The organism is candidate division WOR-3 bacterium (genome assembly GCA_011052815.1).
Classification (GTDB): domain Bacteria; phylum Hydrothermota; class Tepidihabitantia; order SM23-42; family SM23-42; genus DRIG01.
On the sequence record DRIG01000002.1, the window covers coordinates 1 to 17,375 of the forward strand.

12 protein-coding genes are annotated in these 17,375 nt (G+C 46.3%); 5 read left to right on the forward strand and 7 right to left on the reverse strand.

Going from position 1 to position 17,375, the window contains the following annotated elements; all coding sequences use genetic code 11:
- Positions 1–405: 405 nt before the first annotated feature.
- The 5 genes from ENI34_00110 to ENI34_00130 form a co-directional block, all read right to left on the reverse strand.
- Positions 406–1,323 carry a hypothetical protein gene (locus ENI34_00110; GenBank protein ID HEC77528.1) on the reverse strand — a complete coding sequence of 306 codons (918 nt, stop codon included), beginning with the start codon at positions 1,321–1,323 and terminating at the stop codon, positions 406–408.
- Positions 1,324–1,395: 72 nt separating this feature from the next.
- Positions 1,396–2,112, reverse strand: coding sequence for a twin-arginine translocase subunit TatC (gene tatC, locus ENI34_00115; GenBank protein HEC77529.1), 717 nt, complete (start codon positions 2,110–2,112; stop codon positions 1,396–1,398).
- A 24-nt stretch (positions 2,113–2,136) separates the two neighbouring features.
- Positions 2,137–3,630, reverse strand: a complete 1,494-nt coding sequence (locus tag ENI34_00120) for a hypothetical protein (protein HEC77530.1) — start codon at positions 3,628–3,630, stop codon at positions 2,137–2,139.
- Positions 3,575–5,143, reverse strand: coding sequence for an NAD(P)H-hydrate dehydratase (locus ENI34_00125; GenBank protein ID HEC77531.1), 1,569 nt, complete (start codon positions 5,141–5,143; stop codon positions 3,575–3,577). The genes ENI34_00120 and ENI34_00125 overlap by 56 nt, the downstream gene beginning before the upstream one ends.
- Before the next feature lie 90 nt (positions 5,144–5,233).
- Positions 5,234–7,603 carry a T9SS type A sorting domain-containing protein gene (locus ENI34_00130; protein ID HEC77532.1) on the reverse strand — a complete coding sequence of 790 codons (2,370 nt, stop codon included), beginning with the start codon at positions 7,601–7,603 and terminating at the stop codon, positions 5,234–5,236.
- Between the two features lie 104 nt (positions 7,604–7,707).
- Between ENI34_00130 and ENI34_00135 the strand changes: the two genes are divergently transcribed.
- Positions 7,708–8,286: a hypothetical protein gene (locus ENI34_00135; protein HEC77533.1), complete on the forward strand. Its 579-nt coding sequence runs from the start codon at positions 7,708–7,710 to the stop codon at positions 8,284–8,286.
- On the opposite strand, the gene ENI34_00140 is transcribed toward ENI34_00135, so the two are convergent.
- Entirely contained in the window at positions 8,283–8,900 is a 618-nt protein-coding gene (locus ENI34_00140) for a hypothetical protein (GenBank protein HEC77534.1), read from the reverse strand. The genes ENI34_00135 and ENI34_00140 overlap by 4 nt on opposite strands.
- Before the next feature lie 241 nt (positions 8,901–9,141).
- Between ENI34_00140 and ENI34_00145 the strand changes: the two genes are divergently transcribed.
- The 4 genes from ENI34_00145 (at position 9,142) to ENI34_00160 (ending at position 14,751) form a co-directional block, all read left to right on the forward strand.
- On the forward strand, positions 9,142–11,430 hold the full coding sequence (locus tag ENI34_00145) for a T9SS type A sorting domain-containing protein (GenBank protein ID HEC77535.1): 2,289 nt from the start codon (positions 9,142–9,144) through the stop codon (positions 11,428–11,430).
- Positions 11,431–11,508: 78 nt separating this feature from the next.
- Positions 11,509–12,027 carry a tetratricopeptide repeat protein gene (locus tag ENI34_00150; GenBank protein HEC77536.1) on the forward strand — a complete coding sequence of 173 codons (519 nt, stop codon included), beginning with the start codon at positions 11,509–11,511 and terminating at the stop codon, positions 12,025–12,027.
- 3 nt (positions 12,028–12,030) lie between these two features.
- On the forward strand, positions 12,031–13,872 hold the full coding sequence (locus ENI34_00155; GenBank protein HEC77537.1) for a hypothetical protein: 1,842 nt from the start codon (positions 12,031–12,033) through the stop codon (positions 13,870–13,872).
- Positions 13,873–13,884: 12 nt separating this feature from the next.
- The gene (locus tag ENI34_00160; protein ID HEC77538.1) at positions 13,885–14,751 is read left to right on the forward strand and encodes a hypothetical protein; all 867 of its coding nucleotides are present in this window, start codon (positions 13,885–13,887) and stop codon (positions 14,749–14,751) included.
- On the opposite strand, the gene uvrA is transcribed toward ENI34_00160, so the two are convergent.
- Positions 14,732–17,375: excinuclease ABC subunit UvrA (uvrA, locus tag ENI34_00165; GenBank protein HEC77539.1), on the reverse strand; the 2,644-nt coding region annotated here is incomplete at its 5' end. The genes ENI34_00160 and uvrA overlap by 20 nt on opposite strands.

Consider the following 17,375-nt stretch of genomic DNA (forward strand, 5'->3'; position numbering starts at 1 on the left):
AGCATTTATCAGAATGTCATCCGACCAACCGTCTGGATATGCATAGAGAATACATAAGTGTTCATTCACGGTGACTGCCGAGTAAACGAAAAAGACTACTAAAAGGACAAGCAACTGCTTTATCATATCAACCGTTTATCGTGCAATTTCTACAGGTATCACTTTCTGCATTTTTCCTCCTCATAGTTTACCATTTTCCTCTTGTTTGTCAAGAACCCACACTGCTCCCCTCTAAATTGGACAAGAAGGGACCTGATTAATGTTACACATTATAGATTTTTTGTCAACAGTTATTTGCAAGCGTGATATTACCAAACAGAAATGTTGATTTTTACGGGAGTCCCGGATGGGGAGAACAGGTTACAGCAAACCGGAAAGAAAAAAAGGGGGCGAAAGCCCCCTTTTTTAATCTTCATCCTGAGGTAGTTCTTCTCCTGGTTCCATGATAATATACGGCAGACACCAGGCACGTGAATAATAAGTCGCAGTGGAATCACCGAACAGGGTTTCCCAGCCCAGGACGTCCACGGCACTGTGGCGGACCGCAGGAGTTGTAACCACTGAGTCATCAGCGATAATCCAGGTGCGCGTGAATGTCGTGGTATTTTCCCGATAAAAAGGTTGACGGATGTGATGTCCGATACCGGGTCTGTGACCTGTACCGTGATGTAGAAACGCCCAGGTGGAATCATTCTGGGCACTGCAGGTCACAGTGACTTCGACTGTATCAGAAGGATAGAAAATGGGCAGTTCATCCTTTTCAAAATAGGTATCAGCGCTATTCACCACAAACTCATAGTTGCGGCTTGCAACCTGCGCCCTGATTTCGGTGATTGTCACCGGATTGTTCGTATTAACGGTATAGATATCAGCAACCGTGAGGCTTGCGATATGCCATTTGTCGTCGTCACCCCGATATAATTTCACCTTTCTGATTACACTATCTGATATGGCACGTTGATAGACCGGGTTCAACGGGTCGTTGACAACAAAGAATCCGTAACCGGGTGGGTTTCCCTGGAAATACGCCGTGACGGTCACGTCGGCGCTGTCTCCATTGACCACGATATCGAATTCGCGTGTCACGGGCCGTTCGATCCACCTCACCCATCTCACCCAACCCAGGGTATCAGCCAGAATCTGGGCGCCGTTGGGTGCCTGGGGGACATTCGTGCTGTCGTCCGCGGTCTGTACCGCACCGTCTGCAACGAACCATGATGATTCAAGCAATGCTTGAATTGTCTCTTCATCGCTCTGTTTGCTGCAGCCTGCAACAAAGAATACGATGAGCATCAAAGGCATTAGTATTCTCAGATATTTCATCTTTCCTCCTTTCGTTTAATTAGACGCCGGCACAGAGCCGGACGGTTTAATGAGAATGGTGGGGAAATATACTTATACATCTTTCCTCCTGCGCCGCGTGAGGCGGGCGGCGAGAATACTCAGTTCAAAGAGCAATAACAGCGGAACCGAGATTATCAGAAGCGTAAAAAAATCACCGGTCGGTGTAATCACCGCGCACAGGATCAGCAGTACTATTATCGCCTCGGCACGGTGTTTTGTAACTGTCTTCACATCAATGATCCCCAGTTTCATCAAGAAGAAAAGGAGAAGGGGTAACTGAAAAAGGAAACCAGAGCCGAGCATACACCAGAAGATGAATCCCAGATATTTACTGATGTTCATCAAGGGCTGGATATAATCTGTACTGAAAGAGAGCAGAAATCTTAAACCGAGGGGAATGAGAATAAAATAACCGAAGAGCAGACCGATGATAAATAGAATTATGCCTGAGCCGAGATATGAAAGGGAGATGGCTCTTTCTTTTTTGGTCAGCCCCGGACCGATGAACGCCCAGGTCTGATACAGGATAAAGGGGAATGAGATGATGACACCCAGAAAGATCGCCACTTTGATCTGTGCCAGAAAGGCTTCAATCGGTGAAAAGAAGTATGCAGATTCAAGAGACGCCTTCTGGATGATGAGGTCGAGGACGTTTCGTGCAAAGATGAAGCCGATTATTGAGCCGAGTCCCACACAGGCGATGACAGACAGTATCCGCCTGCGGAGCTCTTCCAGGTGGTCGATGAAGGTCAGTCTTTTCTCAGTCATTCTCTTTTTGATATAAGGAAAACCTTAATCGCGGTACTCGATGGGTAGAGAATAGATGGCACTGTCTGAGACTGAGATAATGTTCTTTCCGGTGACGAATACATAGTCATATTTTATACGCGGCAGATTGTAGATCACTTTATACAATTCCGTATCAGGTTCGTAATAATAGATACCGGCGAATGTAGCGCAGTACAGTACTTCGTCGTCGCTGTCGATGTCATAGATGTTGAAATAGGGCAGGAGCACCCAGTTGGTGTCTGTGTCTTCTTCTTGTCGGTATTTTATCAACTGGTTGTTTGTGGAGAGAAGATACAGTACGTCCTTTATTTGAACGATCTCTTTGACGCCGAAGTTCAACTCTTTATTCCATTTCTTCTTATCTCTGTCATATCTATAAAAACCGAACTCACCGCCGGCATAGATCTGGCCGTCTGCCGGAAGCACACAATATATCGGATACCCTTCAGGTCCGAATTGCATGGGGTCGTTCGTCCCTTTATATAATTTATACAATCCCGTACTGGTTCCGATATAGAAAGAAGTTTCATCCGCGCTCAAACAGAGTACATCGGTCGTCAAGGTGCTGATGGTGAACGTCATCCCCTTGTCGATTCGTGATATTTCGCCGCCGAGCGTGATGATCAGTTCTTTATTACTCAACAGAATGTTGTTTATTCCCCGAACAAAGCGATGGTAGTGCCATTCATCCGTGCCTGCAGTAAAAAACGATAAACCGAGGTGGGAAACAAAATATACTTTGTCATCAAATTTTTTGACCTGTCTTATATGAAGATCAAGGGGTCCGTAGATGATCCTTTTTTTCTGCCAGGAAATTTTATTATATTTTAAAATACCGTATCCCCTGGTTCCTACATAAATATCCATACCGTCGTCATATAGAGCGGTGATGCGGAATCGGGCGAACGGTGTTTGGGTTTCTTCGGCTTCGTCAAAATAATAATAAGGAGTAAGGTATGGATATTTTTTGATGTCGGCATCGCCGGTTTTTTTATACCATTCAATACCTTCAGGAAAGACCTGGATCAAGCTGGTCACGCCGTTTCTTTTATCGAAAGAAAAATTTTTAACCCCATCCAGATACAGATAATTGCGGCTTACCCCGAGCCTCTCGGCTTGTTCGGGAACCGGATATTCCCGTAAGGTATATGTGGGCATCGTGAGTCGAATGATACTTTTTTCTCCCAGTATCCAGAATTCATTGGAATACCGGTCATAAGCCAAGAGATAGATGTTCTGATCATTGAAATGGAGTGTCTTCTTTAATTTGAGGCTGTATTTTTCGAAGACAAGGAGATTGTTGTCGCTTATCACAAGGAGGGAAAGAGGGGATGCCACGATCGATTTCACCTCACCCAGCGGCGGAATTATGGTATAGTGATCCCACAATACATTTTGGGGAACGATGTCAAGGGAAAAGAGTACACAGCAGAATAACAGATTAATCATTATCTTTGTCTTCGACGAATTCTTTCTGTAATATATAATTAAAGGCACGGGGGATATGTCCGATCAAATCACCGGCTGTCAATGAGTATTCATTATTATTTTCCATCGCCAGGTCCGCACACAGGCCGTGCAGAAACACTCCGAGCAGTGAGGCGTCGAACGGTGTTGCACCCTGTCCGATGAATCCGCTTATCATGCCGACAAGAACATCGCCGGAACCTGCAGAGGCGAGCCCGGAATTTCCAGTGGGATTCACATAGATTTTCCCATCCGGTGAGGCGATCACGGTCGGCGCTCCCTTCAGGATGAGGATGCCGTTAAACTTTTTCGCCAGTTCAGGAGCCAGGTCGATTCGTCGCAGGTTGATTTCCCTGGGCGGCAGGTTGATCAATCGAGAGAGTTCTCCCGGGTGCGGGGTGATGATGAAAGGCGCCCGGAGTTTCTTAAAGAAAGTTATGTCCTGAGCAAGGATGTTCAGGGCGTCTGCATCAATGATCAGGGGTTTTTTCAAGGCGGGCAGGAGTTTAAAGACAAATTCCGCGGTTTCCGGATGGCAGGTGATGCCTGGTCCGACCACCACTACGTCGCTCTTTTCAAGATGAGGTATGAGTGTCTGGAGGGCAGCCGGGCTTATGGTTTCTTTATCTGTCTGTTCAAGCGGTACCTTAACGATCTCCAGAAGTTTTGATTCAAGCGCATCCATAATGCCGATCGGTGCGGCGAGGCGTACAAGGCCGGCGCCTGATTTTATGGCTGAGACCGCAGCCATGGCTGCGGCACCGGAAAATCCCCGGGCACCGGCGATTATCAGGATATTACCAAAGGTGCCTTTGTTGCCTTCAGGCGCTCGAAAGGGCATTAACTGGGAGATCTCTTCAAATTCGATTATTCGGGGAAAACCTTCATCAATAAGTCGATAGGGAATTCCGATGTCGACGATATACAGATCGCCTCCCAGTTCTCTTCCAGGGTACAGATAATTTCCTCGTTTGGGCAGACACATCGTCGCCGTGACGTCTGCCACGACACAGGTTTTTTCAAATTGTCCGTCATCACCGTTGACACCAGAAGGGATGTCGACCGAGAAAACAAAAACATTTGAGTTGTTTATAATGTCAAACAGTTCCGCGTAAAATTTCTTTGGCGCTCCTTTAAAGCCTGTCCCGAACAGGGCATCGATGATTACCATAGGTTGTAAAGAGTTGATGATGCGTTTTATTTTTTTTATCTCTGTTGTTTCATGGATCTTCATTCCCGCTCTTTTGGCTAATCTGTAATTGACAAGGGCGTCGCCTTTTAAAAGGGTTCCTTTTCCCGTGAGAATGATTTCAGGGGATGCCCCGCGGTTCTGAAGATGGCGGGCGATCACAAAACCGTCGCCGCCGTTATTCCCTTTTCCGCAGATAATCAGTACATTCAGGTTTTCCAGTGAATAGTACTCTTCCAGGACATTAACGCAGCCCTGGCCTGCATTCTCCATAAGGACTATACCCGGGATCTTCAGTTTTTTTATCGCCCATTCATCTATCTTTTTCATCTCGGAATTTGTGACTATTCTCATAATTAAATTTTACGAAAAAATTGTTGAAAGTCAAGGGAACGCTTTTCATAAGCGTTCCCTTGATTCAAAAAACATCAGAAGATATGCTGTTTACTTGACGATTATGATCTTCCTTTCGACATTCAGGACGCCGTCGACCTTAAGAAAATAGACGCCGCCGTTCAACTCCGTGACCGGAATATCGATCTTGCTGGCACCGATTTCCATATTCAGTGATTTTACAAGGCTGCCTTTGATGTCGTAGAGTTTTATTTCTGTTTTCTGGGTGATCGGGGCGTTGAAATTCAGAGAAAGCCTGTCTTTGATCGGGTTGGGACTTAATTTGAGCCAGTAAGTTGCTTTAGCTTTGTTTTCAGCGACACTACCCGTGCCGTAAACGACCTGGGCACTATCGAGATCAGGCAGATAGTTTGCACTGTAATGGGTGACCGTGACCCAGGCATAACCCTGGTGCTGGAAGGTGTTGTCCGGTAAGATGAATCGCGCCTGGCCAGAGCCGTTTGAAGTGGCCCGTTCATAAGCAGTGGAATCCTGCATTATTGTGACGAGGGCACCGCTTACCGGTGAACCAGAGTACTGGACCGTAACCGTGAAGGTATCCGGTTTCCCGTCACCGAAGACTGCGATGGTGTCTGATGAATAGCTGATGGTCAAACTTTTTGTGGCATCGGTCCAGAGCGGCATCTCCGGATCTCCGAACAGCGTGTATTCGAACAGACACCAGCGCCACCACCAGGTATTACCCTGAGATGCTTTCTGGTCTTTTGCGGCAGCGAGCACCTCACCGAGATGATAGGCGTTTGTTCCAAAAAGTTTTCTGTAGAACCATACTGAAAGTTCGCCCGAGGGACCGAGTGCACCCTGCGGTGAAGAATAGCCCCAGCCGTATCTGGTGTTCATGATCGTGGCGACCGCTGTTCTTTTGTTGACGTTGACCATTCTTTCGGCAAGGCAATCATAATTTGCTGAACCGCCGGCTTCATCAAGCCCTCCGCAGAAACAACCCATGCTGTTGACAATAGCTGCTTCAGTGGAATCATTCGATTGACTTGCCGGATCGCTGTGATAGTAATAGACACTGCTTCCATAGTTGTAGTATTCACCGTATTCATTTCCATGTCCCACCATGTGGCAGAACTGAAATCCCTGGCTCAGAGAATCCCTGGTGATGTACCGCGACATCAAACCGGAACTCTCGTACAGTTTTGATTTCTGCCAGTCATTGGGAATTGTATCCGCAATGGTGTCATTGATACCGTTGCCGTAGTTTCCCGACCAGAGATTACCTACCGGCAGCAGAATCTTTTCGACATAAGAAGCAGAAGGGCACTTTTCATAAGCGATCACCTTGCTGATGAAATTTTTAATCTGGTTGGTGTCCTTTACCGGCGCTCTTCCGACATAGACATCACTGTACATATCGACTCCGTCGGAGAATTCGCCGTAAATCCCGTTATTGTTACCATCCCATGTGCCGTCGAGATCGGAAAAGTAAAGGTCGCACGGCAGGGTGTCTTCATCAGGGTAATAACCGACATTCGAGGTATAAAAATAGGTGTTTCTTCTGGGCACATATTCTTCACCATGTTCGTAGTCACATTGCCCGGCAAGCAGGAAATAGAGGGCGCCGGAATCGGCCGCATCGCTGATAAAATTCCTTATACGGGCGGCGTTGTCCGCACCGCTGTAGTTGCTGTATATCCACGATGTCGAAACGATTTCAGTGGGCATGCCGCGTCGTGATTTCCATTCTTTGAGCGGTTTAAAGGCATTGACAAAAGCCTGGTTCGTGATGATGATATATTCGCTGTCCCACAGTCCCTTGGATATCGGCGGAGAGAATCTTTCAATATCTTCTTTATTAACGACGAGGGGGGATATTCTTCGTATGGCGGATTCTTTTTGTGTTTCTGTAATCGATTTTACAGGAGCAGAACTGCTGGTGTAGTAAATACGCAGTGTCATATGGGTGCTGAAATAGAGTTTTCCTGTTGCGGGAAGATAACGGCAGGGCGATACAGAGACCGTAGCGAGATGGAATCCGGCGAGATTCCCTTCACTCTCCTGATAGACCAGAACATCTGGATAGAGTTCATTTTGCGAATAGATTTCTTTGTCAGGCAAAGTAAATTCTTCACCGGTCGAGAATGAAACAGGTACGGGTTCCTGAGCGGGAAATACCTTATAGGCTCCTTCCAGATACAATCCTTCTTCATTCACAACCGCGACCTTTTCAATATGGGCATCAGGTGGAATGACGAAACAGAGGGACAGAAGCGGTAATCTGGGATGGCCCGGTTCTTCGATGTAGACAGCTCCCGGATAGATAATATAATCATACTCACCGACTGTTGATATGTTCAGCTCCTCAGGGGCAAGGGATATATTGTGTTCAATTACACTTGCACCTATTAGGCAGGGAAACATACAACAAAGTCCGATACTTAGTATCTTCTTCATAATTACTCCTTTCTTTATAATTATACTGAAAATAAGATATATATCAAGACTTAAATATAGGTTATTGACTCAATCCGAGCCGGGACTATAATTAGAAGAAGATTATGGCCAACTTGTCATCGAGGAAAATATTTCTGGTTCTTGCCGTGACCTTCTTTCTCCACGCCGAACAGGGGGATATTTTTAAGATAGGTGTCGGTCTGGGTGTACAGTCATATCCGGCGTCTCTGGATCCGAATGAAATGGTCGTAAGATACCCAGTCCTCTATCCGCAATTATCTTTGAATACTGAAATAAACGGGAAGACAAATATCATAACCGATTTCTCTCTGGTCACTGTTGATGCAGGTCTGCTACCGATTCTGTGCAGGCAAACCCTGGTTCTGAATCTCTGTGCTCTGGGTGTGGATTATAATCTCGGGACTGAAAAAGATGATTTTAAAATAGGTATCCAGTTCCTGACGGCCTTCAGCCGATACACGATCGCCCTTTCCGATAAGTATCATAGTATCGGCATCGGTGTTAAATTATCTGCTGCCGCCGGCCGGCCGCTCATCAGTGATTGCTTGTATGAGATTCGGCTTGGAGTCCAGCGTCTATCATTCGATGAAATATTACCCTGGACGGGCTCGATGAATTTAAATTCCGTAAATATCGAGATTTTCGGTTACCTGCCCTTTTAGAACCTACCGAATTTGAATGTTAAAAGAACTGACGCTCCTTTCAGGTCCGAATTCTGGAGGCCGTTCATCTGCACACCGCTGACATAGCGATAAGAACCACCAATGCCCATTCGAACATTCTTTGTAATGTTCAAAATCACATTAATCCCCGGTTCCCAGATAAAGAAGGCGTCTTCATCCCAGTAATAGGGATCATCACAGGAGCATATTGAGCCGCCGCCGATCAGGCTGTTGAAGCTCAGATGGACGAGTCGATGGGGTTGATTTATATACTCGATGATAATACCTCCATAGCCGAGTTCCAGGGAGTTTACCCCCCACGGCGGAGCAGGAGTGGTTTCAATCTCATTGAGAAGGCCGTAACCGCCGACGCCGAGAAAGAAGCAGTGGTTGAAGGTAAGACCGCCGTGTCCTCCGAAGAACGTGGAGAATTGATCTTTGATTTCACAGAACTTCATCGTAATTCCGAATGAAGCACCGATACTGAGTTTTTCTGTTATCAAGGTCTGGTCTTGTTTCTGTTTCGGGGTGACCCGTACTGCACAATTTAACATATCGGCGTTGTTATAAGACAATCCTGAAAAGCCGATTAAAAAGATGAGTAAGCCGTTCATTTTAACCTCCTTATTATTTTATCAGGTGATCACCTGATATTTGAAAACTTTTTAAGAATGTGCACATCTTTTCTACAATCTTTTTGTATGCAAAAAATGTGCCGGAATAATCCCCTGAAATTCTTGAAGAAACCGATGTCATAGTGCATAAAATCTGTGGGTTTTGCACATAAATTGTGCAAAAAGACGTTCTTGACATTTCAGAAATCTCTGTTATAATTTATAAAGAGAAGGAGGTTATATGTTTAATAAACGATATTGTAGTGTGGTGCTTCTGATTCCGCTTCTGCTCTTCAGCGGCTATATCGAGAAGGAGATTTCTTATTCAAGAGCCGATCTTACCTTTGAAAAATTTGAAGGCTATGATATTGTGAGATTGGCTGGCTGTCAGCCGACCACATTGATCGGTGAACCTCAACTGGCAATAGATCCCCTTCTTTTTCTGATACCACCGACCGCGGAGATCGAGGAGATCGAAATTCTCTCTGCGAAGAAGACACTTGTCAACGGCAGTTTCAATATTTTACCGACACAATATCCTCGCCCTTTTTCACTTGATGATGTATCGCTTCCTTTTGTCAAACCGAAAAAAGAGATTTACAATCTCGATACCGAATATCCAGGAATAATTGCTGAGGTTAGTCATATCGGAACAAAGGGCGGTTATCGGATCGCCACTGTTACCATCCATCCTCTTCAATATGTCCCGGTAGATAAGGCATTATACTTATACACAGATATCAAATTGAGGATAAGATATGAAGAGGGAAGAGTAGAAAAAGAAACGGTCTGGTTGGAACAATATGAAATGCAGAAAGCAGCGGTCAGGAGACTGGTCGAAAATCCGGAAGATGTCGAAGTATGGGGTCCTGCAGTCAGAGAATGTTCAAGGGGGTTGTCCTTTGGAGAACGCGGTCCCACTTTTACAAATCCGGAGTACGTGATCATGGCGCCGAGTGCATATACTTCGTATTTTCAAGGGATGCGGGATTGGAAATCAAAGAAAGGCGTGCCGACCGAAGTGATCGAGCTTGAATGGATTCTCAGTAATTACTCTGGGTCTAATGATCAGACAAAGGTGCGGAACTTTATCATCGATTACAATACCAATCATGGAACCCAGTATTTTCTCTGTGTGGGGGATTTCGATGTCTTTCCGATGAATCTGGTTAATACGGTGGACGACCCGAATACACCGAGTGATTTCTGGTATGCGGATTATGATGACGACCTTTATACCGAGGCATACATCGGCAGGGCTTCAGTCAGCAATGCCACCGAGGTCCAGACATTCATCAATAAAGCAATGCAGTACGAAACAAATGCACCTTCAAACGGCTATCATGAAAAGATATTCCTTCCTGCTTATCTTTTGTGGAGTGGCTATGGTTGTCCGGTGAACGATACAATCGCCAAGTATGATCCGAGTTCGTGGCTTGATGCAAAACGTTATGATGAGATCGATCCTCTGTCCACCCAGGAGATAAGCGACAGTCTCAATGTCGGTTTCGGTTATACTAATATCGCGGCCCACGGTGACTGGGACCGCTGGGGCGGTACTTCCTATCATACCAATGCGGATGCCGATGCGTTGACGAATGCACCGCCGCGCACCGGTGTTATGACGGCGATTTCGTGTAATATCGGTCAACTCGATTACAGCAGCGGGGATTGTTATGTCGAGCACATTATGAATAATCCCAACGGCGGAGCAGTCGCATTCTGGGGCAACAGCCGACACGGTTACGGTCAGATCGACAGCTACGGTCGTTCTGAATGGCAATGCATCTGGTTCTATGATGAGTTGACCAACAACAATGTTTATCGGATAGGCAACACCATCGGTGAGGTGAATGACCGATGCGCACCATACGCTCCTGGCGATGAGTATGTTTTTCACTGCATGAATACCTGCGTACTCTTCGGTGATCCGGAGATGTCGATGTGGATCTATACACCCCAGGATCTGGTCGTCACCCATAACAGTCTCATCCCGCTCGGCTCAGGAACGTTCACCGTGACAGTGGAGGATAATCGTGCGCCGGTACAGAACGCCCGGGTCTGCTTGATGAGCAAACTTGATACCCTGTACCGCTGTGGTTATACCGATGCATCAGGGGTCGTGACCTTCAACACCAGCACCGATACAGAAGGAGATACTGTCTGGGTGACTGTGAGCAAGCTTGATTATCGTCCTTATGAGGGTTATGCGATTACCACACTCATCGGCGTTGATGAGTGGAATGGTTGTAAGCCCATCCGATTCGCTCTTGCTCCACCTCACCCGAATCCGGCATACGGCCGTCTGACCTTCTGGTATTCATTACCGCAATCATGTAAAGCGTCTCTCAGAGTTTACGATGCAACAGGTCAGCTGGTTAAAGAGTTGATTTCAGGACATCATCAGGTAGGTACCCATCAGGTGGTATGGAACAGTGAAATCGACGATGTGCCGGCAGGAGTCTACTTTGTAAGATTGATCGCACAGAATCGGGTTGCACAGCAGAAGATTATCATCGTGAAAAACTGATTCTACAGAAACGTCCCGCCTTAAAAGGCGGGACGTTTTTTTATATAGAACAGAAACCTTTATACAGAGATCGTCGTCATGAAACTAAAGATATACAGCAGCGGACTCTTACTCTGTCTTCTGACGACCGCCATGGTTTATCTTCCTTTTACAAAATCGACTTTACACCGTGAACCCCGTTTTCCTGCAGACCGTTATTTTAGAGAAGGGATGACGGCGTTTTCCGCGGGTTTGTTGTCGCAGTCTGAAAAGGCGTTTAAACTGTCGCTTAAATATCAACCCCATTATGCACCGTCACATTATTATCTGGCAGAGATATATACACTTCAGGGATTACGTGAAGCGGCGAAAGCGGAATTAATCCAGGTGATGAAACTCGATCCGGAATGCGCCTTTGCCTGCTATAAACTCGGTCAGATCTTTCGAAAAGAGGGAGAGTATGAAAAAGCCGTATTCTTCTTTAAAAAGACGATTGCGCTATCTCCCGGGTATCGCGAGGCTTACTGGGATCTGGCTCAATTGTACCTTGAACAGGGTGATTTTGTCAACGCCGAACGGATTTATCAGAAACTCAAGGATTCGGAAAGCAGGGATTAATCGATGAAATACAGGGTGTTGATTGTCTGTTTATGGCTGGCGGTCATCGGCTTCAAAGTCATCATCAACTTCAATAACGACAAATTCAATTTCAAGAACGACACGGCACTATTCTGGACCGAATCAGCCCTTCAATACCGAACCGCGTATCTTATCGGAACATACGGCTGCATCCCTGAAACCGACCAGCGCCTTCAATATCCTGAAGGGTTGCAGATAAAGGCACGCTTGACCGTTCTGATGGAAGCGGTCAGCGGTTATCTCTATTATCTCTTTATTCCGAAGAGTATGCCGTTTCATGTGTATCTTATCATCTTTATCGCGGTTTTTTCTTCTTTTTCTGTTTTTCCGTTATACGGTATCGCTTCTCTGATCAGCGGAAAAAGGAGCGCCGGTTTTGCCGCGGCGTTGCTCTATGCGGCGACACCGGCGGTTTACACCACGGTAACCGCACCGGGCTTTGAATATCAGGATTTCGCTTTACCGCTGATATTCATCCATCTCTATTTCTTTATCAGGGCGCTCAAAGAAAGGAAGGGGTTTTCCGAATCCTATGCTTTTTTATCTGGTGTTTTTCTGTTTGCGGCGTTCGCTTCGTGGCACATGACGCAGTTCTATTATGTTCTGTTTGTGATATTTATCGCACTCTGCTTTCTTTTCCTGCCGGATTTCAATATCAAACCGTTCTATTTAATCACGGCGGCCGCTTTCCTCGCCGGTATTCTTTTGCCGTCTCAATCAAGCGCCTGTTTCATCCTTTCTCTTTCAATGCTGCTTTCCTACAGTCTGATCATTACGTCCCTCACACCTTTTAAAAACCGTCTTCGTCGCCGATTGCTTTTTGTACTGTTCTGCATCTTTTCTTTTTTCATAACCTGGTACATCTCTTTTGTATCTGTTCCTGAATACCGTTTCGTATACGGCTTTATGTGGGAAAGGATAAAACATCTGGGCATCGGGTCGGTCAACCGTGCACAACTTCCGTGGGAAACGCTCGTGATGTGGGTTTCACCATTCACCGGTCCTTCATTGTACACAATCATTCGAACAATGGGTGCACTTTTGATCCTCGGAGGGGCGGGATTTGTTATCGGCGTTCGTCGGGCATTGTTTGATTCCGAACTCGCTCCCAAATTGATTTTATACTTCTGTGTGGTATTTTTCCCGCTCTATCTTCTTTTGATCCGACTCGATGCCTTCTTTGTTTTCTTCCTGGCGACGGCATCGGTCTATCTCTTTTTGATCACCAAGAAAGCGATCAGGCTCGGTTACATCGTCGGCATCGCAATCAATATTTTTTTGCTGCTGACTGCGCCGGCTCGTATTGTATCTCCTGATTTGAATTATCTGCTCGGTATGATAAAATATTTACGCTTGAATACAGAACTCGATTCGCCGATCCTCACAAGTTTCGCTTACGGACCGACGGTAAGCACTTATACTGCAAGACCCATTCTGCTCCATCCCAAATTTGAAGCCGCACACATAACTTACAAGATAAAGGTTTTCGAACATCGTCTGTTCCAGAACGAAGAGGCTTTCTATTCATTCTGCAGGAGCTATGGTGCACGGTATTTCATCTATCAAACAGATATGTTGCTCGGTTTGAATCACGAATCGATGAGGTATCGGACGCATAATTTTAAGGTCTCGAAAAATTCCACGGCTTTCAAGATGCATTTCCAGCCGCTCAGTTTAAGACATTTTAAACTTCTGTATTCGAATCCTCATTACCGTATTTATAAAGTACTGGATAGGTCTGAAAAGGCGTATTCTGAAAATCCGGAATACTTCCGCGTCTATGACGAAACCTATTTTAATCTAAGTGACTATGGTATATATTAAAAAATTTTTATTATGAAGAAACTGATCTTCTTTATCCGCTCGATCCGCTGGTTTGAGATCGGGGTGCGCATGGGCGGACCCCTGACAGCGATGCTCATCGTACTACCGGCGCATACGCGGCTTCACTTGATGAAGATGGGGCTGGCTTTACTGGCTTTTTTCTTCGGGTGGGTTCACGGCTATACACTGAATGAATGGGGCGGTTATGCATCAGATCGACTCGACCCCCGGCGAATGGACAAACCCCTTATTACCGGCAATATTTCAACACGGGAGATGCTTGGATTTTCCATTGTTAATGCCTTCTTTTGTGTAGTACTCTATGCGTTCTTGAATCCCTGGTTGTTGATAATCGTCTTTTTTGATATCGCAATCGGTGTTTTATATGACCATCCGAAGACCGCTCTCAAGGCGATACCGTTCGCCTCTTTCGCCGTTCTTTTCATCGTCTCGGTGAATGATGTATTACTGGGATGGCTCATATTTTCCACAGAACCGGTTAAGGGAATTATCTTCGGTATCTTTTTCGGTATTCTCGGTCTTGCCGGGATAAGTTTTCATGAAGCCGGTGATTATGAATCCGACCGCGACGCCGGCATCAAGACCAATGCGGTCCGCTTTGGTAAAAAACGGATACTTACGGCGGGATTTGTTTTTTACACACTTTCCTGTTTCTATTTTATATTACTGACGATACTACGGATCATCCCTTCTGACCTTTATCCTGTATTCATCGTGACCTACCCGGTCTATGTATATATCTTTTACCGTTGTATCAAGGCAGGAGCGACTTCTGCTGCGATTCATCTTTTGATAAAGAGATATCGATTGTTGTACGGATGCATCGGTCTTTATCTGCTTATACAGCTCTGGCTGTAGTCTTCAATATTCTCTTTAAAAATTGTCCGGTGTAAGATTTCTTTTCCTTTATTATATCCTCTGGTTTACCGGTGCAGACGACCCTGCCGCCTTTATCCCCTCCTTCAGGACCGAGGTCGATGATCCAGTCGGCGCATTTTATCACCTCTAAGTTGTGTTCAATCACGATTACGGTATTACCTCTGTCAACGAGACGATTCAAGACGTTCAGGAGCAATTTTACATCTTCAAAATGCAGACCGGTCGTAGGCTCGTCGAGGATATACAGAGTCTTCCCGGTCGCCAGTTTACTCAACTCCTTGGACAATTTAATCCGCTGGGCTTCGCCGCCGGAGAGTGTGGTGGCGGATTGACCTAATTTAATGTAGCCCAGACCGACATCCTGAAGAAGCTGGAGTTTTCTTTTGATCCTCGGGATGTTCTGAAAAAAATCGAGCGCCTCGCTTACCGACATATTCAGGACATCACTTATATTCTTACCTTTATATCTGATATCGAGGGTTTCGCGGTTAAACCGCCTGCCGTGACATGCATCACAGGTGATGTAGACGTCGGGCAGAAAATGCATTTCAATACGCAGCATTCCATCTCCTTCACACTGTTCACATCTGCCGCCGGGAACATTGAAGGAAAACCTTCCCGGTTTATATCCCCGGATTTTTGATTCCGGCAGCTGGGCGAATAATTCCCGGATCGGGGTCCAGGCGCTGGTGTAGGTCGCCGGATTCGAACGGGGTGTTCTTCCGATTGGTGACTGATCGATATTCACCACCTTGTCAATATACTCCAGACCAAGTATTTCTTTGTACTTTCCGGCTGGATATTTACTGTGGTAAAATTTCTGCGCAAGGGCGCGGTACAGGGTATCCACGATAAGGGTCGATTTGCCCGAGCCTGATACTCCGGTGATCACCACAAAGAGCCCCAGCGGGATTTCTACGTTGATCTCTTTGAGATTATTCGCCCGTGCTCCCTTGATCATAAGAGTGCGTTTGCTCTTTTCTCTCCTTTTTTGAGGCACGGCTATTCTTTTTTTATCGGCGAGATATTGTCCGGTAAGTGAATTTTTATTGGTTTTGATCTCTTCAGGTGTTCCCGTGGCTACTACATAGCCGCCTGCTTCACCGGCACCAGGACCGAGGTCGATGACATAGTCGGCGTTCATGATTGTTTCCGCGTCGTGTTCCACAACGAGTACGGTGTTGCCGAGGTCGCGCAGTGCCTTCAAGGTATTCAGCAGTCTTCTGTTATCCCGCTGATGCAGCCCGATCGACGGTTCATCGAGGATATAAAGCACGCCGACCAGACCCGAGCCGATCTGGGTCGCGAGTCGAACACGTTGTTCTTCACCACCGGCAAGCGTCTCTGTGGTTCTTTTCAACGTCAGATACTCGAGTCCTACAGAGACCAGAAAACTCAAGCGCCGTTTGATTTCCTTGATCATCTCTCCGGCGATGTTGGATTCGGTCCTGGACAGTTTCAGCTCCTGGAAAAAATTCAGGCAGTCGTTTATCGGGAGTTCGGTGATCTGGGCGATGTTTTTACCGCCGATCTTCACCGCGAGACTTTCAGGTTTCAAGCGCGTCCCTTTGCACGCCGGGCAGGGAGAGATCGTCATATACTCTTCAATATACTGACGTACTCCCTGGGATGTCGTTTCACGATAACGTCGCATCAATTCCGGAATAACACCTTCAAAATATTCCTCGAACTCTCCTCTTCCGGTCCCGTCGGTTCGCACGTATTTCACGATGATCGGTATGTCTTCACCATAGAGAATCGCCTTCTTCGCCTTTTGAGGAAGTTTGTAAAAAGGGGTCTCCAGTTTGAAATGCAATTTTTCCGCCAGACCGCGCAGCAGGGACCTCCGCCAGTTACCCAGAGAACCGTAATGTTTGATCGCTCCATCCAGCAGTGATAACTTCGGATTTGTGACGACCTTTTCAGGATCGATCTCCATCTTCGTGCCTAAACCGTCGCAGGTGGGGCATGCTCCGTATGGAGAGTTGAAACTGAAATTTCTCGGTGAGATCTCAGGATAGCTTACTCCGCAGTGAATACAGGCGAGTTTTTGACTGAATGTTTTTATCTCTTTTTCGTTGATCAGCACCCGGAGGAGCCCGTCGGCTTCTTTCAAGCATAGCTCCACAGAGTCGGCAAGCCGCTTTCTTATTCCCTGTTTGATTATCAATCGGTCGATCACGATCTCTATATTATGCTTTTTATACCGCTCGAGTTCAGGGGTATCCTCGATGTCATAGATCTTTTCATCGATTCTCACCCTTACATAACCGCGCCGCCTGAGCCGGTTCAGGAGTTCTTTGTACTCACCTTTACGACCGCGCACCACCGGTGCAAGTAGTTCGACCTTTGAATCGGTCGGAAGTTCAACAAGGGCGTCGACGATCTGATCAGTTGTCTGTGATTTTATCTCCCTGCCGCATTTGTAACAATAAGGAACACCGATACGTGCAAAGAGTACTCTCAGATAATCATAGATTTCTGTTACGGTCCCCACGGTAGAGCGGGGATTCCTTGAAGCGGTGCGTTGCTGAATTGCAATCGCCGGAGAGAGCCCGGTGATTTCATCGACATCCGGTTTATCCATCATGCCGAGAAACTGC